A 25,763-nucleotide genomic window follows, 5' to 3' on the forward strand; every position below is an offset into this window, starting at 1 on the left:
CAGATCGGCTTCGGTGTAGTGCTGGTTGTTGAAGTAAAACGTCAGGTTCCCAGGGGGTGCGCCGTAGTCTTCAATCTCTAGGCCAAATTCTCGGGCATAGCCGATGACACTGGGCTAGTTGATGAATCCTCAAAAGTTGTTGGAAGCGCATTGACTGACTCATAAACAAGTAACCAAATCACCAAGAGACGGGATAACTAGACGATCGGAGAATCCTGGGGTTTTCAAAGGATTCACCTTACCAGAATTTGACCTTTTATCGTTAATCGCACAGTTCAGATTACGGATCTGTTTTGCTGATCAGCAAAATCGATCGGATTCTAAAATCTTCCTTGCAAAAAATCCATCCCGCGATCGAGATGGATTCTGCTAGCAATCAAAGCGTTCGATGGGATTCGTTCTTGTGTCTGGTTTAGCGTTAATGAGCAATTGACCGAAAGCATTCAGCTAGTTCGCTGCACTGACGATCGTTTTGTCGGCAACGACCAATTTGGGCAAGACAATTTGCTGCTGCTTGTAGTCAATAAAGCCGTGGGGCGGAAATCCTAGGACTTCCATGGCATCGTTGTCTGACGCATTTCGAAATTTCCAGGCTGCTACATAATCTGCTTGGCTTAGCTGCTTGACAGAAAATGAACCCGCTTGCTGAGAGGATTGAGCTTCTTGGGCTGCGGTCGTATTCAGCGGCAAAAGTTCAATCTGATCAGTGCTGGCCAGCTTTTGGGGCACGACCAGAAAATCTTGGAGGCTGCGCAGGGCATTGAGAACTTGGGTGCGGCTGGAAATGTCAGGATTGCTTGTGGTCGCCAGGATCTTGGTTTCCTGCGTAGGCGGCATCATCGTCGTTAACGGCGGTTGGCTAGATACCTCACTGATCACGGGATTCTTGACTGAGCGATCGGTCAGGTTGGATGGTTGGATACTCGTCGGCTGAGTGGCTACCGTGACTGGAGTCGTCTGGGTTTGGGTTACACCGTTAGAATTGGCGGCTCCGGTGGGGTTCAAGCCCGTTTGGCCTAGGGCGTTACTCGAGGTTTTTGTGGGGAAATCTGTGGCTGGAGGAAAGCTGGTGCTAGGCGTCGCTGTAGGATTCGCTGGCGCAGCAACAGAATTAGCACCAGGACGATTCAGTGAATTCTCGAGTGATGGCACAGTTTCGATCGAAATTGCAGGATTATCGCTGCTCATCGGATTCGGATTTTGTGCGATCGGCCCGTTATTGATTGCCCCAGGATTATTCACAGAATTGGTCGCATTTGTGCCTATGGCGTTGGAACTGACAATCGTGGCTAAGGATTCCGGCGTGGCTGGAGTCAGGGCGACATTGCCTGGATTACCCTCACCTGTACCGGAAGCCGCAGGCGCTTGGGCCACCGGAGTTCCTGTTCGTCCACTGCCCGCTGCGGCTTGCATCACCACTTCTGGCGGGGCGACGGAAATAGGACGGAGGGTCACATTCCCCATAGCAGTCTGCGGATTGGCTGCAAGGGCTGAACCCGATATCCCCGTGGTTCCGATCGGGGCTGGAATCGCTGCAAGGTTGGGAGAGGTAGGAGCAACGGCGGTTCTGATGGGCGGTGGCAGCGGGACAGATAACATTTTCGGCGGAGCCAACAATTCAGGTTGACTAGGCGCAGGTGTCAGCGTTTTAGAATCCTCTTTGGGCTGGGGCTGCGTGTCGTTTTTGAGGGCTGTCGTGGTCAGCGGTCGGGTGGGCTGTTTCATAGCTTCAGCCACCATAAAGCCTGAAACGATCGTCGCTGCTAGAACCCCTGCACCCACGACCCCGGTGGGAAATTTTGAGGTGGAAAAGGTTTGGGGGGCGTAGTCTGTGCCGCCTGAAGGGGGCTGTTCTTGGTCAAAGTAGTACTGGAAGTAGGTTAGTGAGCCGTCCTGATGGACATCGTAGCGATTTTGGGGAGGCTCAGGAATCTCCGTTGCAGCAACATCTACATAGGTTTTATCTCCATAGATTGCGTCACTGCTTTGACTAGGTTGAGGGTTGCCAGTCCCGTCATTCTGATACTCGTCATAGTCATGCAGGGTCGTATCGATCGGAATCAGTGAACCCGCCTCGGCAAGGGCCGTTGCTTCCTGAGAATCGGAATCGGCATTGGTTACTAGAAATTCTGGGCTGGGGGGTTCTGCGCCTGGGATTTCCTCTGGTGAAACGGCTGCTTCAGGGGTGAGTGGGGCATTGGAGGATGTTGAGGGTTCTGTTGCCTTGGAAAAGACATCCAGATTAAGGTTGTGGATCATGGGTGATTACTCCTGATGGATGAAGGCCGGGATACAACCAGGGAATGAATAGCCAAGGCCAGCACGCTAAGTTCGATCGCTAGGGCTGATAGCCACGATTGAGCTCCTTCCATTAAGCAAGCAATCCTAGGCAATATCAGGACACTTTGCTCGGTTTCTTGACAAAAGTGAGGCACTGTCGTCAGGAAAATCACTCAACCCTTTGATGGAAGTTTGATAAACCATCCGGAGTCCTACGGGAAGCTCAGTAATGACTGATCAGTACTGATTAATAGTGACTGAGGTGCTAACCTGCTGATCCATGTCAATCTCCTGAAGATACTCAATCGATCAATTCCCGATCGACCTGATTTTGCCCGGTTAAAAAAGTCTTGCGGTGAGAGTCCCGTAGCGAGGGAAATTTTTCTGCCCTCTCCGATCGGAACATTTCTGGAAAGCAGGGTTCAGAAGCTCTAGCTTTGTCAGTCCACTCACTTTAGTCTACTCAACTTTAATCCACTCACTGTTTGACATCGAACGGAATTGAGTCCTTATTGAATCCGTCTCTGTCTTCAGCCATGTCCCACAGACTCATCCCTTTATCCAGGTTTTGCTCAATTCTTCTATCAAGATCTTCTCTAAAAGTCGCTTTTGGAAGATATTTTGGTAGACATTTTGTGTAGATCTTTTATTCATTGAGTTTTTTATCTACCGTTGAAGTCATCTTACTGCAAGCAAACACTCAGTTTTTAGACTCTGTTCGGTTATGCATTACAGTAGTTTATCCCAACCTCTGTCCTCTGTCCTAGACATTAGCGTTCGATCGACCGTATTAGCCTTAACTAGTGTTTTTAGTCTGACGGCTTCCGGTCTGATGATGGTTTTACCTGCCCAAGCTAGCACTAGTCCTGGCTGGACAAAACCACCCTCAACCGTAACACCCGCATCCCTGGGTATTTCAGAAGATGACGGTTATCTTCTCGGTCCCGGCGATCGTGTTCGCATTGACTTTTTTAATGTTCCGGAATTTAGTGGAGAATATCCTGTGCTGCCCAATGGCAGTGTCAACTTACCCCAAGTGGGCGCAGTTGTTGTGCAGGGCAGAACGCTTAAACAGGCATCGAATCTGATTGCTGTCCGGTTTCAGTCCATCCTGACCCGATCGGTGGTGACGATGGGATTGGTGGCAGCACGGCCCATTTCCGTCGCGATCGCGGGGGAAGTGAATCGCCCAGGTTCTTACACCGTTGGCGCAACAGACGGAGTCCCCAATCTAACCCGCATGATTCAACTCGCGGAAGGCTCCACCCAAGCAGCGGATCTCCAACGGGTGCAAATTCGTCGTCGTCTGCCGATGAATCCAGGGTATGACCAGTTAATTACCGTCAATTTGTGGCAACTACTCGAAGCCGGGGAATCGCGCCAAGATTTACGATTGCGAGATGGCGATAGTATTATTATCCCGACGGCATCTAGCATTGATTTAGCTAAGTCCAGACAATTGTCTGCGGCTAACTTTGCAACCCGGAGTAGTCGGCCCCTCAAGGTGGCGGTGATTGGAGAAGTCAATCGCCCCGGCCCCTATACCCTGGCAGAAGGCAACAATAACGGCAATAGTGGCGGTTCACTGACCCCCAGTGTTACCCAAGCGATCCAAACCGCAGGCGGAATTACGCAAATGGCCGATCTGCGCAATATTGAAATTACCCGTTTGACCCGATCGGGAGGCGAACAAAAAGTCAAAGTCGATTTCTGGAAATTGCTAAAGTCGGGCGATATTTTGCAAGACTTACCCATTCAAGATGGTGATACGATTAGTATTCCCACTGTTACGTCCTTGAGCGAGAGTGTTCTACCTGATTTAGGCAATCCCAGTTTTGCGCCCGATAAAATTACGGTCAATGTGGTGGGGGAAGTGGAGCGACCCGGTGCCATTTCTGTTCCACCAAGTACACCGCTTAACCAAGCGATTTTGACAGCGGGTGGATTTAACCGTGATGCTGTGAAGAGATCCGTCACGTTGATTCGCCTCAATCCCAACGGTAGTGTAACCAAACGGGATATCCCGATCGATCTCGCCCAGGGGATTAATGAAGCTGGGAATCCAGCATTACGTCCCAATGATATTGTTGTGGTTCGCAAAACTGGATTTGCCAGTTTCTCCCAAGGAGTGGGTAGCATTCTATCTCCCTTTAGTGGAATTTTTGGATTCCTGAGGCTCTTTGGAATTCGATAGATGTTCTAGGTTCTGCTTTAGCTTGCTATTTAAAAGTAATGTTCTAACGATATTAACTGGAGGAAAAATGAAATCACCTTGAATTCCAGTAAGATGCTCAAAATGTTCTTCATCTTGTATATCTAAGGGTTCATTCTCTGAGTTGTTTAATTTTAAAGAATTCATAAATAACTCTGAAAATTTAGGTTGGTCTAACTCCGATCTTCGATAATACCAACTATGGGTCACCTACCAGTTTCACTTGTCCTAAAGAATTTCAAAACTGCTGGCATAACAATTGCACATGAGTAATTGCATATGAGTAATTGTGTTGATGAAATTTTTCTAACATGATTGCACTTATGTCATACCCTTCCCGTGATTTATCTTGCTTTCTCTGTAATTGTTATGTTCATAATCGCATAAATATCAGTTTCTGAAAGTCTAGCTGTTAATTACTGGTAATTGGTGATGAAAATTGCACTGGTTCATGATTACTTAACCCAACGCGGTGGCGCAGAGCGTGTTTTTGAATTGCTTTGCCAACGTTTTCCTGAGGCTGATGTGTTTACTTCTTTGTATGATCCACAGAGAAGCATTGACTTAAGCGATCGCTTAGTTAAAACAACAGCCTTACAAAATCTTCCGGGTGCCACGAAATATTTTCGTCTGATGGCTCCGTTTTACTATCAGGCTTTTCGATCGCTCGATCTCCAAGACTACGATTTAATTATTAGCAGCAGTACTAGTTTTGCAAAGGCGGTTCGCAAACGCTCCGATGCCTACCACATTTGTTTTTGCCATAATGTCACTCGGTTTTTATGGGATACCCAAACCTATTTGCGGGAATATGGCGACTATCAAAATTTCTATCCTTTTATTGAAAAGATTTTCCGGTTAATGCGGGAGCAGGATTTAAAATACGCTCAAGAGCCCGATTTGTATATTGCAAATTCCACGACCGTCGCCCAACGGATTCAACAGATCTATCACCGTAATGCGATGGTGATTAACTACCCGATCGACACCAGCCAGTTCCAATTTTCCGAAAACAAGGATGACTTTTATCTGGCATCGGCCCGCATGATCAGTTACAAGCGGCTGGATGTGATTGTTGAAGCCTTTAATTGGTTGGGTTGGAAGTTACTCATTACGGGGGAAGGCCCGGAACGGAATCGGTTAGAGTCTCAAGCCCTGAAAAATGTTGAGTTCCTCGGTCATGTCAGTGATGCCGAGCGCAAGCAGTTAATGTCCACAGCAAAGTCGGTGATTGTTGCTGCATTGGAAGATTATGGCTTAGTCCCGATCGAAGCCAACGCCAGCGGCACTCCAGTGATTTCCTACGGGGCAGGGGGGGTACTAGATACCCAGATTCCCGGACAAACCGGACTCTTTTTCCGTCGCCAAACGCCGGAGTCCTTGCAAACGGCTCTGCTCAAATCCCGTGAGATTGCCTGGAACTATTCCAAGATTCGCGATCATGCAGTCCAGCATTTCTCGGAAAATGCTTTCTTCGGCCAAGTTGATAAAGTGCTGAATCAGTTACCGATCGCGGCTTAAGGCGTCCTCTAGCGAGAGGGGCTGTCTTGACTCAACTTGACTCAACTTGTGCCCGACAGCGCTTTGCTACAGCCCATTGGGTACGGGTGATCTGTCACTTCTGGGAATGTTACTTCTGGGAAGAATGTGAAGTCTTGGTAAATGATTGGGACTGTCATTCAGATTTTAATAGTGATCGGTAGAACTGACCGGAATGCATGGGGTGAATGATGCAGAAAAGAATAGATACAGTCTCAGTTGTCTAGCTAACCTATCGAACTTCCTTGGTGCGTATGACTTCTATCCAGTTGAATTCCACTCCAACCCCCGTTGAACCAGAACTTGGCTATGGTCAGCTTTTTGGTGTTCTCTGGCGTAACCGCTTCTTGCTGTTTTTAGGATTATTGGGAGGACTGGGGATTGCCGGATTGGTCACCCTGCGGCAAACTCCGACCTACGTTAGCAATATGCAATTGCTGATTGAGCCGACCTACCAAGGTAAAAGTAAAGGAGCAAAGTTACAGGATGAATTTACCGACCCGGAAGTGTCGATCGATCCAGCCACACAAATTAGCTTGCTCCAAAGTTCTGATTTGCTTCGACAAGCGATCGCAAAATTAGATGGTAAGTATCCCGAATTCAACATTCAAGATCTAAATAGCGTATTTTCCTTGAAACAAGGCTTAAAAATTATTCAGGTGTCATCAGGCGAAAAAAAATCATCTAGCCCGACCAAAATTTTCCAAATTACCTATACTTCAGATAATCCCTTTAAGACCCAAGATGTGCTAACTGCCCTGCAAACGGTCTATCGTGACTACAATATTACCCAGCAAAAAGAACGCTTAAAGCGGGGGTTGAAGTTCATTGATGATCAGTTACCCAACGTAAATGGGGATTTACAGAATGCTGAGAAATTATTAGAAAAATTCCGACGAGATCAAGAACTCATTGATCCCAAAGTTCAGGCCCAAGCTAAATCCGATCAACTGACAAAAATTCAAGCGGATTTACAAGGTAACCTTAGCCAAATTCGTGAGTTGCAAAGCCGCTATGCTGGCCTACAGCAGCAACTGGTCACCCAACCCCAGCAGGCTGCATTGATGGCTCGATTGAGTCAATCTGGCCGTTATCAAACCTTGTTGAATGAAATTCAAAAGACAGAACTTTCCCTTGCTCAGCAACAACTACGGTTCAAAAATAATACGGATTTTGTTCAACAGGTAGCGGAACAGCGACAGAAACAAGTACAGCTTCTTCGAACGGAAGCTCAACGGGTATTGGGCGATCGGGCAGCCGCAGCCAGTTCTGAAGGGCTGATCTCTGGGGGGCAACTGAGTACTTTGGACACCTCGTTGGTAAACCAACTCATTGAGGCTCAGGTTAATTTAAGTCAGGCGCAAGCACGCTATTTCTCCCTATCTGGTGCAGAAAATCAACTGCGGGCAGAACTCAGCCGCTATCCCCAATTATTATCCACCTATGGTCAATTGGAGCCACAAGTGGAATTGCAGCGACAGACACTGCAAGAATTGCTGAAAGCTCGTCAGGACATTGGATTGTCGATCGCCCAGGGCGGGTTTGATTGGCAAATTGTAGAAGCGCCGTTAGTCGGATTTAAAACGGGGCCAGTCTTGATGCGTAATCTGTTATTGGGGGCTGTGGCTGGTATTTTCCTAGCGGGATTATCTGCCTTTGTCCGAGAGGCGATGGATGATGGGGTCCATCGTTCAGAAGACTTGCAACGTCAGACGGCGTTTCCATTGTTGGGGATGATTCCACGGCTTTACATTGAAGGGGAGCCGAGCTTGCTGATGCGTTTGCCATTTCAGCAAAAACAAACGCTGATGCCAGATATTGGCGCACTGATGCGATGGCAACCCTTCCGGGAAGCAATGGATTTACTGTACCAAAATGTGTTGCTTGCCAGCCGCGATCGCCCGTTAAAGTCAATTGTTCTGACTTCAGCCTTAGCAGGAGAAGGCAAGTCTACGATCGCCCTCGGGTTAGCCTTAAGTGCAGCTCGCTTAAATCGTCGGGTTTTATTAATCGATGCAGATTTACGGCGTCCCAGTTTGCACAGACTACTGAATCTGCCGAATGATCAAGGATTTGTCAACTTACTAACAAGCCAGGAAACCGTAGGATTAGCGAGTTTGATGGACAGTGACGATCGCAGTAATATTTCAATCATTACCGCAGGCACTAGTCCGAATGATCCCGCTAAACTTCTGAGTTCCCAACGAATGCAGGAATTAATGCAACGATTCCGTGATCGCTATGATTTGGTGATTGTCGATGCACCACCCGTGTTAGGGATGGTGGATTCCATGCTGCTAGCCTCCCATTGTGATGGTGTATTGATGGTTGGACGATTGGATCAGGTCACTCGATCGGATATTTCCAAGGCGATGGAATCCATGAAGCAGTTTAATGTTCTCGGTGTGATTGCCAATGCTGTCACGGAATCTGTTACGAGCAATCCTAACTACGTTACTGCACCATCTCGTTAGTCTAATCACCTAACGACTGATGTGATCACAGTGATCGAGAAGGTGGGCGAGAATGCCTTTTAGGCTGACAGTGTTCAATGCAAGAGAAATGTCAGCCTATCAAGGTACCATTTTTAATTCCTGAAGCGATGGACGGCATTGCTGAACTGGGCTATGAAACAGTTAGTGACAGCTTTGCGGCTTTGTCGCCAATCTGACGAAATCATAGTGTTATTCAGCAATGCCCGATGGACTTACATCCGCGCTAGGGCCGATACCTTCGATCGCTTATCTGGAGATAACCCAGTGAGTTCATCTCCGGTTAGCCAACCTTCCTTGACCAATCGAGCTAGCCCAAACAGCAAACTGGCACAATCCTCTTCATATTTACCTTCAATGTCGTGCCGTCGGGCACTCAGAAAATCGTGTAGCTGCCATAGATCGTCTAGACACAAAATATTTTGTGCTTGATCCTGTACCTCCTGCAAAAGAGCGGCTGTTTCTCGTTCATAGGCACAATCCAATGCAGCTTTTGCAATGGTTTTTTCTGTGGGAGCCCAACTAATTCCAGTCGCTTGCATTGCTTAAACCTAACTTGTTAAATGGCTACTCGTTAAGATGGCTACTGATCGGGAACAACCGTAAACAACCACTGTGGAGTCCGAAAGTATAGGTATCTTACCGCCTCCCCTTTTCCGGAAACAAGACATTAAGTGGGATATTTTGAAATTTCTAATCAAAATAGTAATTTATACTTATTAATCTGAAGTTATCCAGAGTCAACCGATGTTAACAAGGTTCTTGGATAAGACCCTGAGATTGTCGATAAACTGCGGTCGTCGATCGGGTAACTGATACCAAGGGGTGCGGGGATATTTATGGTGTTCCCAATGGTAACCAAAGTGATAACAAGTCAGAAAGGAGAGCCACACTGGATAGTAACTACTTGTAGCCTGGTGTCGCTGGTGTAGGGGTGGATGGCGGTGAGGTAGATAGGTGCCAAACCAAAAGAGCTGTAAAGAGCTCAGCCAGAGGGGTAGTAACCCAAAGAGCATCAAATTCGTGAGCCGAGTTGGGGACAGTCCAATACACAGCAGACAAATGCTTAAACCAACGAGCAATCGTGCTAGTTGACTCACCGAAAGATATTCTTTCATGAACTTGACATACCAATGGAAGGGATGACTGTCGCCTTCAGTATGAAAGTCAGGATCGCCAATTTGAGCAGGTACACGATGATGTTTGTAATGGTTCTCGCGACAACGATCGTAGGATAATCCAGCGTAGAGCAAGATTAAGCATCGACCAATTAAATGATTGAGAGTACGATGATGGGGGACTAAGTTTACATGCATTGCATCGTGAGCTAGGACAAATAATCCTGTTTGTAAGAATGTGTGACCTAGAATCCCAAGAACAATTTCAAACCAAGGTAAGTGTTCACTTTGTAAAAGCCAACCCAGGCTAGTCCCCCACAGAACAACTAGTATGATTGCGATGCCTAGTCCAGTCCAACGTGATGATATATTCACCCGATCGATCGGTCTCCCTAGTGTGTTGTATGCATACAAAGAAAGCGCCCTCCTAGAGAGCGCGCTTAATTAACCAAACTTAAACCCTATCGGATCAAGTTCAGCAACTCTTTAGGAGACGCGAGAAGATCGATCGCGACAAAAAAGATTTGATTTTCAGGATTGAGCAGAAAACGCCAAGCGATATTCATACCCACACCACCCCCAAACCAAGGGGTTTGCACTTTGCCTGTAACCTTAATTTGGGTATAGCCATCTGCTGCAGGCTCAACAGCACCCCGCTCAGGGATTAGGTTGAGATTTTGGCACTCTTCACGGAAAAACCGAAGAATAGCCTCTTTACCCACGATCGGGCGCTGGAAGGGAGGCTGGATGGCTCCATCCGGTGTAAACAGTTGAATCAGAGCATCAAAGTCATTGGCATTGAGGTTATCCATATAGGACAACACTGTGGGATTGTCAGTGCCTTCGATCGTGACCTTTTGACGCTGATCATTAGCTTTGGGAGCCACAACAGGCTCAGCAACACGGTTATAGGTTCCAAGCTTAGCAGGATCAAATCCCATGTCTACCACGGAATTCCGTAGGACAGTAATTTGTTGACCGGGCTCTACATTTCGAATAGATTGCAAAACAGCTGCTGCATTGGCAGACAAACGATAACCTTCAGGAATAGGAGCCACCAAACCTTGCTCCATCCATTGCCCTAACTGATACCAAAACCCTAATTTGATGTTCGGTGACCACGTTGAATAGGTCCGGCAGAGGGGAGTATCCTCACGATTAGCCAGATCGCACATGAACTGGGTTTGCTCACGATAGGACATTTGCTTGACTTGAGCCAGGGTAGACTCCGCAAACTGCATACTGGCAGCACCCGGCGCTGCGATCGTAATTGTTTTCCCCATCTCCAAATAGGCGAACCAAATCAGAGCTAACTGATCCTCGGCGCTCAACTGCCCAAAACGGGCACTAATCGCAGGCACCGCATCTGCTGCTAGGGTTCCAGGAAAAATGTTCCGAGCAGAGTCAATCGTAAATGACATGCAAACCTCGTAATAGTTCAATTTCTGCAATCACGGCACGGTTGCCTCATGTCAACCGATCTGTTTTGTAACAAAGACGAAAATCTTGTTTACATATCTTAATATAACACGGTGTGATGACAATCTGAAAAAAATGCATTCTTGGATTGGCACAGCCAGGATTTGGATTGGCACAGCCAGGATGCGGCCTTTGGTGCGGTTGGTTGGAAGAGGCTCAAGATGGGCCACGTTGGGGCGCAGCCAAGCTCTTGAGGCATCCTAGGATGGGTCGTGATGAGCGATCGCCCATTCTGTGAAAGCGTTACAATGCAAAAAGTTCAAGGGAAGTGTGATTTCTTATCATGACTATCGCCTTACCTCAATCCCTCACCCTAGAGCAGTTTTTGCAACTGTCCTATATTGAAGAGTCACCTGCTTGGGAATTCAGTCAGGGAGAAGCCAGCCAAAAACCGATGCCGGGAGGAAAGCATAGCCGTCTGCAATTACGTCTTGCCAGTGCGATTAATGCTCTGGATTCAGCCTATGAAGCTTTGCCTGAATTGCGGTGTACGGTGGGAGGCCGGTCGATCGTGCCCGATCTGGTGGTCTTGGCAAAAGCTCATATTCCTATGGATGAGCATGGCGACATTGCTAGCACTGGAATTGATATTGCGCCCGATTGGATGATTGAGATTCTGTCACCTGACCAGAGCCAAATGAAGGTGACTCGTAAGATTTTGCACAGCCTGCGTCATGGGGGGCAGATGGGCTGGCTAGTTGACCCAGATGAACGTGTGGTGTTGGTTTATCGCCCAGGTTCTTTACCCGACGAATTGAGCGGGGATGCCCCCCTTTTGGGTTTACCCGGTATCGAGTTGGGCCTAACGGTGGATCAGATGTTCGGTTGGCTGAAAGTTCAAGCCCAATAAACTCGATGTACCATCTACACCTTCGCGAAGAAGTGATCGATCGAGGTGGAGGCAACGTACAGTCGTGCTATGCACTAGACTGCTTCATTATTGGCACGGATGGCGGCGGCAATTTCTGCGGCAATTTGGGTTCCAGTAATACAGGCGTCGCCGCCACTGCGATCTTTTCGGGTTGCGAGCTTTCTAGGTTCGGCTCCCGGTCAACTTGTCGCGGAGATGTTTAATCTTGTCGCGATATTTCGCGGCTTCCTCAAACTCTAACTTTTTCGCAGCTTCCTTCATTGCGGCTTCGCATTGTTTGATCAGTTCTGGAATATTTTCCAAGGGAATATCATCTGCTTGGACATAAGCCTGCTCCAATTCCTGGGAATTCAAGCGGCGGGAGACCTCCAGAAAGGCGAGAATGGCGTTGCCGGATTTCTTAACGATCGGCGTGGGGACAATGCCATGCTTTTCGTTATAGGCCATTTGAATAGCACGACGACGATCGGTTTCACTAATCGCCTTGACCATACTATCGGTCATATTATCAGCGTACAAAATCGCTTGACCTTTGACGTGACGCGCTGCCCGACCGATCGTTTGAATCAGCGATCGTTCCGCCCGCAGGAACCCTTCCTTATCCGCATCTAGAATCGCCACGAGGGAAACCTCTGGCAGATCTAACCCTTCCCGCAGCAGGTTCACGCCAATCAAGACATCAAAGACACCCTCCCGTAAATCCTGAATGATTTCAATCCGTTCGATCGAATTAATTTCCGAATGCAAATAGCGAACGCGCACACCCCGCTCTTGGAAATATTCGGTTAAATCCTCCGCCATGCGCTTGGTTAACGTGGTTACAAGCACTCTTTCTTTCAGGGTAATCCGCTCCTGAATTTCCGCTAGCAAATCATCTACCTGCCCTTCCGTGGGGCGTACGACCACCTGCGGATCAAGCACCCCTGTAGGCCGAATCACCTGCTCAATAATATGGCCGTCGGAAATCTCAAGTTCCCAGTTGCCAGGAGTAGCGGAGACGAAAATCCCTTGCTTGACCTTATGCCAAAATTCATCGGCTTTAAGGGGGCGATTGTCTGCGGCACTGGGCAGTCGGAAACCGTGGTCGATCAACACCTTCTTGCGGGCTTGATCCCCGTTATACATCGCGCGAATTTGTGGGATGGTTACGTGGGATTCGTCAATGACCAGTAACCAATCATCGGGAAAATAGTCCACTAAGCATTCTGGAGGTGCTCCAGCTTCACGTCCCGCAAGGTGCCGGGAATAATTTTCTACACCATTGCAAAAACCGACTTCTCGCAAGATTTCTAAATCATAACGAGTCCGTTGCTCTAAGCGTTGGGCTTCGAGTAATTTACCTTCTTTTTCCAGTTCCTCTAGGCGCTCCTTCAGTTCCTGCTCGATCGCGTTGCAGGCGTCTTCCAAACGATCCTCTGGCGTGACAAAGTGGCGGGCTGGATAGATATTGACAGCTTCTAGGGTTTGCAACGTGCTACCTGTCACTGGATCAATGTAGCGAATCGCATCAATTTCATCTCCAAAAAATTCGATACGAATAATTCGATCCTCGTAGGCTGGCCCAATTTCCAAAACATCTCCCTTCACCCGGAAGCGCCCTCGACCAAGATCTAAATCATTGCGGGTGTATTGTACCGAGGCGAGATCCCGCAGAATTTGGCGTTGATTCACTTCTTCGCCAACCCGAAAGGGAATGGCAGCGTTTAAATACTCGGCAGGAATTCCCAAACCGTAAATACAGCTAATGGAGGCCACTACAATGACATCCCGCCGCTCAAATAGCGATCGCGTCGCGGAATGGCGCAGCATGTCAATTTCTTCGTTAATGGAAGCGGTTTTTTCAATGTAAGTATCGCTGACAGGAATGTAGGCTTCCGGTTGGTAGTAGTCGTAATAGCTGATGAAATACTCTACGGCATTGTAGGGAAAAAATTCCCGTAACTCGTTGCAGAGTTGGGCCGCTAGGGTTTTGTTGTGGGCGAGAACGAGGGTGGGTTTGCCCAGTTGCTCAATCACACGGGCGATCGTGTGGGTTTTTCCCGTACCTGTGGCTCCGAGTAGGGTTTGATAGCGATTGCCTTGGCTGATGGACTGCTTAAGCGCCGCGATCGCCTTCGGTTGGTCACCCTTGGGTTCAAAGGGGGCTTGGATGTTGAACTGTGGCATGGGTCAGCTATCAACGGGGGTAACGAGGGTCAATAGTTCTATGATAGCGAGACTTTTTGTAGCAGTTGGGCATCTAGCGCACAGAGATAGTCCCGACCATAGCGATCGTTCTCTAGCCCCTCTACCAAGTGCTGGGGCAAGTCCTGGGTGACTTCTGGGCTACCGCTGGCCGCAGCTAGGGCGATCGTCGCCACAGTGTCCACATCACCACCAAAGGCAACACAGGCCCGCAAAATTTCGCTGAGACGGTCATGGTGCAAAATAGCCGTCACAGCCGCCCGCACCGCCATCCAACCCTTTTCCCCAACTTTGTCCCGCCAAGGCTCTGCCCAGGCATACCCCGGCACCTGATGTTCTATGAAATCCCCTAACTCAGCTTTGGATCCCACTTGGTACAAGAAATAATGGCTCATCAAAGCGGCAGCTTGGGCGGCGGCAATGCCTGCGGGGGTGTCGTGGGTCAGTTTGGCTTGAAGGGCTGCTTTTTCGAGGACTTCAGCACAATCGGAAAACACACCAATCGGACTGGCTCGCATGGCGGCACCACTTTTGTCACTCCAAGGCTGGATATTGGCAAGAAACTGTTCTCCCGTGGAAGTTGCCTGCAAAAACTGATAAAATCGGGAGGCATACCCTTGTCGTGGATCGCGATGGAATACCTGAACAAAGCGATCGGCCAACTGCTCTGGATTCCAATCGTCCTCCGCAACAATAGCTTCCGCGATCGCCAAACTCATCTGTGTATCGTCTGTGTATTGGCCAGCCACCATTTGATGTTTTGGATGTTGTAGGTAACCGGACAAATCGTTCCGTTCTAGAACTGACGGGGAGACGTATTCAAATCCCGCTCCATAGGCATCTCCCACCGCCATTTCTAACAGCATAATCAATTCCTTTTCATAATTTCGATCTCACTGTGGTGAGATTACTTTTGATCATATAGCATTGCCAATCTACCCTACATTACATCCTCCATTGAACGGATACTCTCTACGAGAAGGATGGAATGATCTGACGGCCTAGGGTGGCTACTGCAAAAAATTTTAACCGCTAAAAAGTAGCAACAAATCGATCGAAAGCGCGTAAAATTTGCGTGAGTGTTTTCGTAGGCAATGGGTATGGTGTCTCCTCTCAATCAGCGGTCATCTACACGGCGCAGAAATTTGTGGTATGAGCGAATTATGGCAGTTATTGCCGCTGCAAATTTAGGATTGGTTGGGTTTGACCTTACCTATGTCCTGTGGCGGGACTTTTGGCTGCGAGGCACGATCGCGATCGGCCCGGTTAGTTTTACGGTGCCCCTCCCCCCCATTACTCAATGGTACGACCCCCTCAAAGGCATTGAACCCTATCGCGATACTCAGAAATATTTAGAGACGGTCAATAAATTAGAACAGGAATTGCAGCAGGGCGGTATTGAGTCCCCGCAGGTACAAGCTCGGCTCCAAGATCTGCGAGAACAGAGTAGCGATATGGTCGCCACTGACCCTTTCAAAATTGCCAACAAAAGCGGCACCTTAGAGAAAATTAAGAATCGGGTGCGCGAGCATGTTTTCGGCAAAAATAGTGATGTGCCTTCCCGCGAAGCCTTCAAGGTGTTTTGGAGTAAGGAATATCTACAAAAGAATGTGCGGGAGGAAATGCAATTTTTCAACCAACAAATTCGCCCACTGATTGCCACTAACTATTACCGTTCAATTGGTGAGAATGGTGAATTTACCAATCTTTTTTGGATTCTTGATGCACCTTTTGTAGCATTGTTTGCCTTGGAATACTTAGGTCGTACATTTTATCTCACCCGGCGATTCCGGAATTTGAAATGGCTGGATGCAATGCTATGGCGTTGGTATGATTTGTTGCTGCTGATTCCTATTTGGCAGTGGCTCCGGGTCATTCCGGTGGCAATTCGCTTAAACCAAGCGGAACTCATTCACCTCGATCGTATCCGCGATCAAGCTACCCAAGGCTTTGTGAGTAATATTGCCGAGGAACTGACGGAAGCGGTCATCATTCAGGTGATTAATCAACTGCAAGCCAACATTCAGCAAGGGACGCTGTCCCAATGGCTGCTGCGATCGGTGAATCGTCCCTATGTCGATCTCAACGATCGGGATGAAATTAAGGAACTGACGAGCCATGTTTTAAAGCTCACAGTGTATCAAGTCCTGCCGCAAATTAAACCAGATTTAGAAGCGTTGATTCGCCACAGCTTAGAAGGCGTATTAGAGCAAGCTCCCCTCTATAAAGGCTTTAAAGCCGTTCCAATTATGGGTGGCATTCCCAGTCAGATTAATGAACAACTGGTGGCCACCGTGACGGCTGGAGCCTACGACGCGATCGTCAAAGCCTTAGAAGACACCCAAGCCGCTGAGCTATTAAGCCAGTTAGTGAAGAATTTTGGCAAGGTGCTGGTGGAAGAATTGCAGAAAGGGAAGTCGATCGAAGAAATGGAATCGTTGATCAGTGACTTAATGGAAGAAATTAAGGTCAACTATGTCAATCAAATCGATTCAATTACTGAAGATATCAAGGCGTTACCTACCCGTTTTTGAGAGAAATGGGGGAGAAAAATCAATCCGACTTCTCTCTCCCCATAGTTCCCTAGCCTGGATAGATCATCTTTTCCGGTCGTACCCACTGGTCAAATTCCGCTTCCGAGAGCAGCCCTAATTCCACACAGGCCGCCTTTAGCGTTGTTTTGTCTTGGTAGGCTTTGTAGGCTACTTTAGCGGCGTTGTCGTAACCAATGTGGGGATTCAGCGCCGTCACTAACATCAGCGAATTGCTAAGAAAATGCTGAATCTGATCGGGATTGGCTTGAATGCCAACGACCATGTGATCGGTAAACGATCGACAACCATCGGACAGTAAGCGAATGGAATGCAGCAGGTTATAGATCATCACAGGCTTGAACACATTCAGTTCAAAGTTCCCTTGACTGCCTGCAAATCCGATCGTGGCGTCATTGCCCATCACCTGCACACACAGCATCGTCATCGCTTCGCATTGGGTGGGATTGACCTTCCCCGGCATGATGGAAGACCCCGGTTCATTGGCGGGCAACGTAATTTCGCCCAAGCCACAGCGCGGCCCAGAACCCATCCAGCGCAGGTCATTGGCGATTTTCATCAAAGCACAGGCCAACGCTTTTAGTGCTCCGCTGGTCATAACGATCGCATCATGGGCGGCCAAGGCTGCAAACTTATTGGGTGCACTGATAAAGGGTAAATCGGTAAGTTGGGCGATCGCCGCTGCGGAACGATCGGCAAATTCCGGATGGGTGTTTAATCCCGTCCCTACGGCTGTTCCGCCGATCGCTAGCTCATACAATCCCGGCAAGGTCATTTCAATGTGCCGCAGGGCTAGATCTAATTGCGCCACATAACCGGAAAATTCCTGTCCCAAGGTTAGCGGCACCGCATCCATCAGATGGGTACGACCAATTTTAATCAGCTTGTCAAACTCACTTGCTTTTGCATTCAAGGCTTCCCGTAGCTTCTGTACAGTAGGTAGCAACTGTTCATGAATTGCCTGAGCTGCCGCAATGTGCATTGCCGTGGGAAACGTATCGTTGGACGACTGCGACATGTTGACGTGATCATTAGGATGAATGGGCGTTTTGCTGCCCAGTTCCCCGCCCGCTAATTCGATCGCCCGGTTGGAAATGACCTCATTGGCATTCATATTGGTCTGCGTGCCGCTACCCGTCTGCCACACACTGAGGGGGAAATGATCGTTTAATGCACCTGCAATCACCTCATCTGCCGCCTGAATCATCCAAACCGCCTTATCCTCAGGCAATTTACCCAGATCGCGATTGACGATCGCCGCTGCTTTTTTCAAAATACCAAAGGCGCGAATCAGTTCCGCTGGCATGGTGTCGTGGCCGATGGCAAAAAAGTGGAGCGATCGCTGGGTTTGTGCCCCCCAGTAGCGATCGTTGGGCACTTCCAGCGGCCCCATGCTGTCTTTTTCGATCCGAACTGCCACGTCTGCCATGATGCTCCAAGTTGGGTTTGCGTTGTCAAGTTTCCTCGAAAGATTTTACCGTTCCACAGTCATTCGTTGCACCCAAGCCCGCTCTTCCACAAATTGACGCTGCTTAAATAGGGCTTGAGCGGTGCTTTGTGTTTCCCCACTGCTGGGAAGTTTGGGCAGGGGATCGATCGCGATCCAATCGTCGCCCTGGCGTTGGCGCACTTCAAAATGTAAATGCGGCCCTGTGGAAAGTCCCGTACTCCCCACTTTGCCAATGAGCTGTCCAGCCTGTACCCCCATTCCGGGCTGGACGAAACTCTCGGACAGATGGCCATAGAGGGTCTGGAATGATCCATCTAAATGTTCGATGACGATCGCGAGGCCATAGCCACCCATTTCCTCAGCAGTCTGAATATATCCCGCCGCCGCCGCGAGCACAGGTGTTCCTGATGCAGCCCCAAAGTCAATCCCAGCATGGAATCGCTGCTCCCCCAAAATGGGATGGACGCGCCAACCAAAGCGTGAAGTGATGGGCGCTGGCGTGCCGAGGGGAAAGCCCAGCCGCAAATTCCCTAGAATGTTCGATCGAGCAATTCTGGGTTGATTGCCATCATTGACGAATCCATCCCCCGATTGAGGGATACGCCCCATGGGCCAAGCATCCCTGCGTGCCCCCAGCCCTAAAGTCCCAGAATTGGGGGCTGGAATGGGAATATTGGTAGGGGGGGATGGGGTGGGACGATCGATCCATCTGGGGGCTGCGATTGTCGGCATCGATCGCACAATTACCGGCGAGGTGGGCTTAGGCGGGGGAATCGGAATTTGGGCAATGGGGACAACGGGCAGAAAGAACATGATTCGCAGTTAAGACCGAAGGAGAGAAGCTAAATCACCCTATTCTAGGGCTATCGCTTCCCAACAGGATACGATCACCGAAATTAGCGCTCCTCGGCAAAAAATCTCCATGGGGCATCCTAACCGCTTTGAAAACAGGGGATACCCCTCGATCAACTGCCTTGGATCAGCCCTGCAACAATATTGATGCTCATCGCAATCACCGTGGTGTTAAAGAAAAAAGATAGGATGCCATGGCCCAAAGCTAAGCGGCGAATGGCGCGCGAGGTAATCGCCGTATCTGAGACTTGGCTGGTCATGCCAATCACAAACGAAAAGTAAAGAAAGTCCCAATAATCAGGCTCCGCATCACCGGGAAAATCGATCCCTGCGGCTTTTTGCGAAGGTCGCTTCCCATCGTTTTGGTAGTATGCAAAGGCATAGTGCAGCGCGAACACCGTATGGACGAGCATCCACGAGCCCACGATCGTGAGAATTGAAAGTCCTAAATGCAGAACTAACAATTCACCTTGCTGCCCTTTGTCTCGAAGTAAAAAGGTAATGGCTAAGATGCTGATGCAAGCGATCGCGGTAATTGTCCCTAAAATGACAACCCGCCCAGCATCTTGCTGTTGAGCCCGCTGCCGCATAGTGTCCGGGGTCGCCCGCACAATCATCCACCAGGTAATCCCCAGAAAACTGACCATGGCCACATCCCAAAGTAACAGGATGCGCGTGGGGAATGCCATCCAAGCGGGCAACAAGAAATTGACGATCGCGCTGCAAAGGATGGCGAACAACGAATGCTGGGTTGCTTTCTGAGACAAGATTTGCCGATAAATGCTAACTTTCTTGGCCATCCGCAAGTTACGCAGTGGAACTTGTAACCTGAGCTTGGTTGTGCAGAAGATCACTGCGATCAATCACCGCGATCGTCCGTTCCTATCCCTAGCTTTTGTTCGAGTCTTTGGGTTTGCCACCCGTATTCCGGACGTTGACCACCTTGCCCAGTAGATCAAACCAGAAGGGGGCTCCCATGGAAATGGCAATCCCACTGATCAACCAGCCAGATACCATTCGGAAAAATCCGAGGGGTTTAGCTCCAATCATTTGCGCCACTTGAAGTGGCACAGAAGTATTTTCTGGAACCGAAGTAATACCTAAGCAAGCCTTATACAAGTCATTCCATTGATCTCGGGTTAGCAAACTATAAATTTTGTCGTCTCCCGGCTGCAAATCCGTTGTACTGGGGGCGTAGGGGCAACCCAATTGACGACTTAAATTACTCGGATTCCAGCTGATCGGTAAAGCAATATCAGCCAGCACTCCTTCCGTATCTTCTTTTAAACGCTCTAAATCCTGACGCACTGCATCGGGACGACTATCTGGGGAGGGGGCAATTTGGCTAGCCCGATCGGTAATTACTTTCCGCAAACTTTCATCACTGGCAATCCGATTAAAAACATGAAAGGTGTCAGAATTAGTAAACATTGCGATTGCAATACCGACGATAATCGCAACACCTTTAGCATTGCGTTTATAGACCCCAGAGGCACGGCTCATAGAATCATCAAACCACGAAGCAATTTCCTCGCGGAAATGTTCCACAGAATTTTGAGTGGATTGCACTCGGTTCTGGGCACGACGGGCCAAGACAGCTAAGCTCTGTTGGATAGAACTGGGTAATTGATCTAATGCCTGTTCCACCCGTTGATAGACTTGATAGTCCTGGTAGATTTGGTATTCTTCCTCATCCAATTCCCGAATGGCCTGCTCACGGCAAATATCCCGTTCTTCCTGGGAGGGCTGATGCTCCGCCATACTCTCAATATCCAAGCCACTCCGCTGCTGCAAGAGGGCTTCCGTCTGGTACATGATCCGTTCATTAATGGCTAAGGCTCGGGTGGTGGCAGCTGTATATCGTTGAGCAACTTGTTTATATACGGTAGACCCTTTGTCAGCCAAGGACACGACATCGGCGAGTGTAGGTTGGAGCCCCCCGGACAGAATAGCGCGTTCGTTATTAGTTCCAAAAAGGTTGAGCTTGAAGGCGGTGACCCGATCGCAGAAATAACAGACATCTTCAGAGCGTGGATCGGGGTAGCTGGCAATAAAGCGATCGAGGGCTTCCGCTAGGCGATCGATAGAAAACAGAACAGTCGTACAACCTTTGCGATAATCCTGCTGGACGTTGTAGAAATCTTCGACTAAGCTGCGGAAACTGCGAGAGGTCGTCAAGTCAATTCCACTGGCATAAGCGATGTCCCAAATACCCACAAGAGTAGATGGATCGGCAGGGGTAATGGTGCTGTCGCTGATAGAAATTTCGCCAATAATCCGTTTGATAAATTCATCCAACCGGACATCGATTAATTTATCCACAAAGGTGGAAATCCCCAAGCGTTCTAAAAGTGCTGTGGCAAAGGTATCTGAAGCGATGTAGGAAGGCCCTGAAGTTTGATTAAATCCAAAAGCGCCTGTGCGATTACTGGGAAAAATCCATTGGGTGATTTTACGAAATCCCTGGGCCCACAGTCCCCGTGCCCCTTGATTGAGATCTCGAATCAGCGGATCGTCATAGATAGACTGCACCAGTGCCTTCACTTTTTGGTTTTCGGCTGACTCGGTTCCACCTGCAAGCAAATTCTCGATCGAGTCTCGCAAATGCTTTGCCCGCCATTGCAACAAAGTAGTGATCAGTTCCTGAATTTCCGATGCCAATAAACTCAGGATCAGGTATACAAAAAACAGGCCGATAATGACATCAAGAATAAAAGGCAGATTCATAGACAACCGCTCAATCCATGGATCATAAAGATGCAACGTCAATGTACCACAGGAACTCTGTCTTCAAGCATTTGTGTAACAGGACTCAACTTCAGGAGTGCATTGATCTGTCCCATAGTCGTGAAACTGTCATCCAGTGGGAATCTACTAGGTCTTAAAAATAGGTATTAAAAAACGGGAGAGAAGGACTCCCCCGCTTTTTCCAGCAGTTCCCTCCGTTGAATTTGGAGGGTTTTCAATCTGCCTTACAGAATGTAAAGCAATAAAAACAAAATAATCCAAACCACATCGACAAAGTGCCAATAAATTTCTGCCGCTTCAATACCAAAGTGCTGTTTGCTGTTGTAATGATCGGGTTTCAGCGATCGCCAAAGAACTGCCAGAATCAGCAGTAGGCCAAAGGTAACGTGTAGGCCATGGAATCCAGTCAGTACATAGAACGTACTGGCATAGAGATTAGTCGTAAGGCCAAATTCCAGATTGAAATATTCAAACAACTGGCCTGCTAGAAAGACAGCCCCCATGGCAGCAGTAATGCCAAACCAAAGACGCATTCCCTTAACATCATTTTTTTTAATTGCTGTGTCTGCATTGTGAATCACAAAGCTACTGGCAATCAGAATGGCAGTGTTAATGCCCGGTAACAGCAGTTCCCGCTCCGGGGTGCCTTCCGGGGGCCAGACGGGAGCCACCGCTCGAAAAGTGAGGTAGGCGGTAAATAAGCCAAGGAAGATCATCGCTTCCGCCACCAGGAAAACCAGTACCCCGGTAATCCGATAATCCGGGTGAGCATGGTGGGCCGTTTCCGCTGAAGACACGATTAGTTCAGCTTGGCTAGAATCAAGAGTTGAGCCTGTCATGGTTCAAGGATTTGGAATTACGTGGACAGAGGAGCAGCAGCGGGATCAAGAGTCCCAGAGGACGGGACTTGAGGCCGTTTACCGTAGGCATAGGGATGGCAGAGAATAACGGGGTCAGTCTCAAAATTTTCCTCCGGAGGCGGAGAACTGGTAGACCATTCTAAGGTCAGACCACTCCAGGGATTTGCGACTGCCTTTTCACCTTTAATCCAACTCCAAATCGCATTGATTAAGAAGGGGAATGTCGAAACCGCGAGGATATAGGTTCCGATCGTGCAAATCAGATTGATCGCAGCATATTTCGGGTCATATTCTGCAATGCGGCGATTCATGCCATCTAAACCAAGTTTATGCATCGGCAAGAACGTTAAGTTGAATCCAATAAAGGTTAGAGCAAAGTGGATTTTACCTAACGTTTCATTCATCATTCGGCCTGTCATTTTAGGGAACCAGTGGTAAACCCCAGCATATAACCCAAAGACACTACCGCCAAACAAAACGTAATGGAAATGGGCTACGACAAAGTAAGTGTCGTGGACATGAATATCAAAGGGAACCGCCGCAAGCATGACGCCGCTAATCCCCCCAATTACGAACATGGAGACAAATCCCATTGCAAAGAAAAGGGCACTATTGAGGTTTAGCTTGCCACCCCACAGGGTTGCCACCCAGCTAAAGACCTTGATTCCCGTTGGTACTGCGATTACCATTGTCGCGAACATAAAAAACATGCGCAGCCAAGGCGGGGTTCCACTGGTAAACATGTGGTGAGCCCAGACAATCAGCCCCAGAAAGCAAATGGCCAAACTGGAATAGGCGATCGCTCGGTAGCCAAAGATGGGTTTGCGCGCGTGGACGGGGATAATTTCCGAAATCATCCCAAAGACCGGCAGAATCATGATGTAGACCGCCGGATGGGAATAGAACCAGAACATATGTTGGTAGACGATCGGATCACCGCCGCCCGTGGGATTAAAAAAGGCAGTCCCCACAATCAAGTCGAAGGAGAGTAAGATCAGCGCCCCAGCTAACACGGGCGTAGACAAGAGGATCAGAATCCCGGTGGCTAAACTGGCCCAACAGAACAAGGGCATATCATTCCAACCCATTTGGGGACTACGCATTTTCCAAATGGTAACGACAAAGTTAACCGCTCCCAAGATAGATGACGATCCCAGCAGTAAAACACTGAGGATCCAAATTAATTCCCCTGCCTTGGGACTCATCGTGCTCAGGGGGGGATAGGACGTCCAACCGGCCCCAGCAGGACCTCCTGTGACGAAAAAGCTCGCCATGAGTAAAATGCCTGCCGGAGGAATAATCCAAAAAGCGAGGGCATTCAAGCGAGGAAACGCCATATCTCGTGCACCAATCATCAGGGGCACAAGATAATTCACAAAACCCGCTGTGGCAGGCACGATCCATAGAAAGATCATAACGGTGCCATGGAGGGTAAATAGACTGTTATATAGTTCAGGGCTGACAAAATCCGATGCGGGAGTTGCCAGTTCTGTGCGAACAGCCGCAGCAAGGGCTCCACCGATCAAATAGAAAAAGAAGGAGGTAACGAGGTATTGAATCCCGATGACCTTGTGGTCATGGCTAAAACTAAAATACTTACGCCAGTTGGAGGGAGGCGGTAAATTGGCGGGTTGAGTGTTGTCTGGGAGCGGGGTGAGAATCGTCATAGATTACAGAACATCGTAGAAAGGAGCAGCGGAGATCATGGACATGGGAGATCAGGGGGTATGACTGAGCCAGTATGTATCTAAGCTTGTCAGTATTGGAACCAGTATCAGTCTTGAAGCCAGTACCTCTTTCGTCCAGTCAGCAGGTCTAAACCGGCAACTTGCGCCAGGGATTATGAATGGGGATCGGGCATTTGCTGCATCGCTTGGATGGATTGGATATGCTCTACCGTCACCCCGAGCTTTTTAGCATAGGGTACGAGGTAGTCGGCCTCGCTGAGATGGGTAGTGCCGAGATGGGCAGTATGGAACGCGATCGCCTGCTGCATTTGAGGATCTTGCTCTGGGCGACTGGCGACTTGCTGACTGGTTAACCAGGCTTGGAACGCATCCTCTGACTCAACCACAACTTTAGTTTTCATGACCCCATGGTAAGCACCACACAATTCAGCACAGATGACCGGATACTCGCCAACCCTCGTTGGTAGGAATCGGAGGGAAACAGTTCGCCCTGGAATGGCATCTTGTTTGACCCGAAATTCCGGGACCCAGAAGGCGTGCAGGACATCCATTGCTGAAATATTGAGCCGAACATCTCGACCCACGGGCACATGGAGTTCACCAGCACTAATATCAGTTCCTTCGTAGTTAAATAACCAAGCGAACTGCAAGCCATTCACATTGACCACCACCGAATCTTGAGCAGGGATTGTAGCCGGAGCAGCGGTGGGATTTTTGGGCTTCACAGCATCTGCAGGGACGGTGACAGGAACCGCAACCTCTTTCGGCGTCACAACATTAGGAGCCATCCCATCGGGAGACACAACGTCCTTAGGGGTGACGGCATCGGGGGGGACAATGACAGGGGTCACAACGTCCTCACCTTTCGGGTTTTCACCTGTCGGCAGGGTGGCCTTGGTTCCATTTCCAGTGACGGTTGTGGATACCTCAGGCAGCGTCTCTAGGGGGGCTGCGATTGCCGCGCCCGACCCAGCATTGGATAGGGGAGCCATAGAGGTTTCGCTATGGGCGCTGGCAAGGTGACTGCCATGATCCATGGGATTAAGGCCCCCCATTTGTTCATAAATATCGAAACTATAAATCGATAGGGCAAGAACAATCATGGCTGGAATCGCAGTCCAGACAATCTCTAAGGGGATGTTGCCGTGAATATACTTGGCATCACTGTCATCACCTGGTTTGCGCCGATAACGAAATATCACCCACAATAACGCCCCTTGAACCATGATGAAGATACCTGTCCCGATCGTCATCATGACGTTAAATAAATCATCAATCAGCTCCGCCTCGGCAGAAGCAGCGATCGGTAATAGGTGATGGTTATAGCCGTACCAGAGACTGAGAAGAGTTAACAGGATCCCAGCCAGTAATGTCGCGATTTGGCTCGGAATTTTCACAATACGTTCCCCCTATGCGACGATGGCGTCTTTTAAATCAA

At 48.9% G+C, this 25,763-nt stretch carries 19 protein-coding genes; 6 read left to right on the forward strand and 13 right to left on the reverse strand.

Annotated elements, in window-relative coordinates; all coding sequences use genetic code 11:
- Nucleotides 1-447: 447 nt before the first annotated feature.
- The gene (locus tag ACN4EG_RS07020; RefSeq protein ID WP_431628621.1) at nucleotides 448-2,259 is read right to left on the reverse strand and encodes a hypothetical protein; all 1,812 of its coding nucleotides are present in this window, start codon (nucleotides 2,257-2,259) and stop codon (nucleotides 448-450) included.
- A gap of 745 nt (nucleotides 2,260-3,004) precedes the next feature.
- On the opposite strand from ACN4EG_RS07020, the gene ACN4EG_RS07025 reads away from it, so the two are divergent.
- The 3 genes from ACN4EG_RS07025 to ACN4EG_RS07035 all read left to right on the forward strand — a co-directional run bounded on the left by ACN4EG_RS07025 (nucleotide 3,005) and on the right by ACN4EG_RS07035 (nucleotide 8,505).
- Entirely contained in the window at nucleotides 3,005-4,474 is a 1,470-nt protein-coding gene (locus ACN4EG_RS07025) for a polysaccharide biosynthesis/export family protein (RefSeq protein WP_431628622.1), read from the forward strand.
- A 450-nt stretch (nucleotides 4,475-4,924) separates the two neighbouring features.
- The gene (locus ACN4EG_RS07030) at nucleotides 4,925-6,013 is read left to right on the forward strand and encodes a glycosyltransferase (protein WP_431628623.1); all 1,089 of its coding nucleotides are present in this window, start codon (nucleotides 4,925-4,927) and stop codon (nucleotides 6,011-6,013) included.
- 272 nt (nucleotides 6,014-6,285) lie between these two features.
- Entirely contained in the window at nucleotides 6,286-8,505 is a 2,220-nt protein-coding gene (locus ACN4EG_RS07035; RefSeq protein WP_431628624.1) for a GumC family protein, read from the forward strand.
- Nucleotides 8,506-8,738: 233 nt separating this feature from the next.
- On the opposite strand, the gene ACN4EG_RS07040 is transcribed toward ACN4EG_RS07035, so the two are convergent.
- The 3 genes from ACN4EG_RS07040 to ACN4EG_RS07050 all read right to left on the reverse strand — a co-directional run bounded on the left by ACN4EG_RS07040 (nucleotide 8,739) and on the right by ACN4EG_RS07050 (nucleotide 11,062).
- Nucleotides 8,739-9,065: a hypothetical protein gene (locus ACN4EG_RS07040; protein ID WP_431628625.1), complete on the reverse strand. Its 327-nt coding sequence runs from the start codon at nucleotides 9,063-9,065 to the stop codon at nucleotides 8,739-8,741.
- Between the two features lie 198 nt (nucleotides 9,066-9,263).
- A complete protein-coding gene (locus ACN4EG_RS07045) occupies nucleotides 9,264-10,016 on the reverse strand; it encodes a fatty acid desaturase (RefSeq protein WP_431628648.1) in 753 nt (250 codons plus the stop codon).
- Between the two features lie 86 nt (nucleotides 10,017-10,102).
- Complete coding sequence (locus ACN4EG_RS07050; protein WP_431628626.1) at nucleotides 10,103-11,062, reverse strand: orange carotenoid-binding protein; 960 nt, start codon at nucleotides 11,060-11,062, stop codon at nucleotides 10,103-10,105.
- Nucleotides 11,063-11,403: 341 nt separating this feature from the next.
- Between ACN4EG_RS07050 and ACN4EG_RS07055 the strand changes: the two genes are divergently transcribed.
- Complete coding sequence (locus ACN4EG_RS07055; protein WP_431628627.1) at nucleotides 11,404-11,970, forward strand: Uma2 family endonuclease; 567 nt, start codon at nucleotides 11,404-11,406, stop codon at nucleotides 11,968-11,970.
- A 183-nt stretch (nucleotides 11,971-12,153) separates the two neighbouring features.
- Here ACN4EG_RS07055 and uvrB read toward each other — a convergent pair whose 3' ends face one another.
- Nucleotides 12,154-14,157 (reverse strand): excinuclease ABC subunit UvrB, encoded by a 2,004-nt coding sequence (gene uvrB, locus ACN4EG_RS07060; protein WP_431628628.1) that lies wholly within the window; start codon nucleotides 14,155-14,157, stop codon nucleotides 12,154-12,156.
- Between the two features lie 38 nt (nucleotides 14,158-14,195).
- Nucleotides 14,196-15,041: an ADP-ribosylglycohydrolase family protein gene (locus ACN4EG_RS07065; RefSeq protein WP_431628629.1), complete on the reverse strand. Its 846-nt coding sequence runs from the start codon at nucleotides 15,039-15,041 to the stop codon at nucleotides 14,196-14,198.
- Nucleotides 15,042-15,275: 234 nt separating this feature from the next.
- Between ACN4EG_RS07065 and ACN4EG_RS07070 the strand changes: the two genes are divergently transcribed.
- The gene (locus ACN4EG_RS07070) at nucleotides 15,276-16,709 is read left to right on the forward strand and encodes a hypothetical protein (RefSeq protein ID WP_431628630.1); all 1,434 of its coding nucleotides are present in this window, start codon (nucleotides 15,276-15,278) and stop codon (nucleotides 16,707-16,709) included.
- A gap of 49 nt (nucleotides 16,710-16,758) precedes the next feature.
- Here the strand turns inward: ACN4EG_RS07070 and fumC are convergent, their stop codons facing one another.
- Both fumC and ACN4EG_RS07080 read right to left on the reverse strand, forming a co-directional pair.
- The gene (gene fumC / locus ACN4EG_RS07075; RefSeq protein ID WP_431628631.1) at nucleotides 16,759-18,156 is read right to left on the reverse strand and encodes a class II fumarate hydratase; all 1,398 of its coding nucleotides are present in this window, start codon (nucleotides 18,154-18,156) and stop codon (nucleotides 16,759-16,761) included.
- Between the two features lie 45 nt (nucleotides 18,157-18,201).
- On the reverse strand, nucleotides 18,202-18,786 hold the full coding sequence (locus ACN4EG_RS07080; protein WP_431628632.1) for a M23 family metallopeptidase: 585 nt from the start codon (nucleotides 18,784-18,786) through the stop codon (nucleotides 18,202-18,204).
- Between ACN4EG_RS07080 and ACN4EG_RS07085 the strand changes: the two genes are divergently transcribed.
- Complete coding sequence (locus ACN4EG_RS07085; protein WP_431628633.1) at nucleotides 18,785-19,003, forward strand: hypothetical protein; 219 nt, start codon at nucleotides 18,785-18,787, stop codon at nucleotides 19,001-19,003. The two genes, ACN4EG_RS07080 and ACN4EG_RS07085, sit on opposite strands and share 2 nt — an antisense overlap.
- Nucleotides 19,004-19,142: 139 nt before the next feature.
- Here ACN4EG_RS07085 and ACN4EG_RS07090 read toward each other — a convergent pair whose 3' ends face one another.
- From ACN4EG_RS07090 to ACN4EG_RS07110, 5 genes are all read right to left on the reverse strand, one after another.
- Nucleotides 19,143-19,829 (reverse strand): DUF1345 domain-containing protein, encoded by a 687-nt coding sequence (locus tag ACN4EG_RS07090; protein WP_431628634.1) that lies wholly within the window; start codon nucleotides 19,827-19,829, stop codon nucleotides 19,143-19,145.
- A gap of 88 nt (nucleotides 19,830-19,917) precedes the next feature.
- Nucleotides 19,918-21,756 (reverse strand): hypothetical protein, encoded by a 1,839-nt coding sequence (locus ACN4EG_RS07095; protein WP_431628635.1) that lies wholly within the window; start codon nucleotides 21,754-21,756, stop codon nucleotides 19,918-19,920.
- Nucleotides 21,757-22,001: 245 nt separating this feature from the next.
- Entirely contained in the window at nucleotides 22,002-22,616 is a 615-nt protein-coding gene (locus ACN4EG_RS07100; protein WP_431628636.1) for a cytochrome c oxidase subunit 3, read from the reverse strand.
- Nucleotides 22,617-22,633: 17 nt separating this feature from the next.
- Complete coding sequence (gene ctaD / locus ACN4EG_RS07105) at nucleotides 22,634-24,304, reverse strand: cytochrome c oxidase subunit I (protein ID WP_431628637.1); 1,671 nt, start codon at nucleotides 24,302-24,304, stop codon at nucleotides 22,634-22,636.
- Nucleotides 24,305-24,477: 173 nt separating this feature from the next.
- The gene (locus ACN4EG_RS07110) at nucleotides 24,478-25,722 is read right to left on the reverse strand and encodes a cytochrome c oxidase subunit II (RefSeq protein ID WP_431628638.1); all 1,245 of its coding nucleotides are present in this window, start codon (nucleotides 25,720-25,722) and stop codon (nucleotides 24,478-24,480) included.
- Nucleotides 25,723-25,763: the final 41 nt, after the last annotated feature.

The sequence above is a fragment of the Alkalinema pantanalense CENA528 genome, assembly GCF_050753345.1.
Taxonomy (GTDB): Bacteria; Cyanobacteriota; Cyanobacteriia; order Leptolyngbyales; family Leptolyngbyaceae; genus Alkalinema; species Alkalinema pantanalense.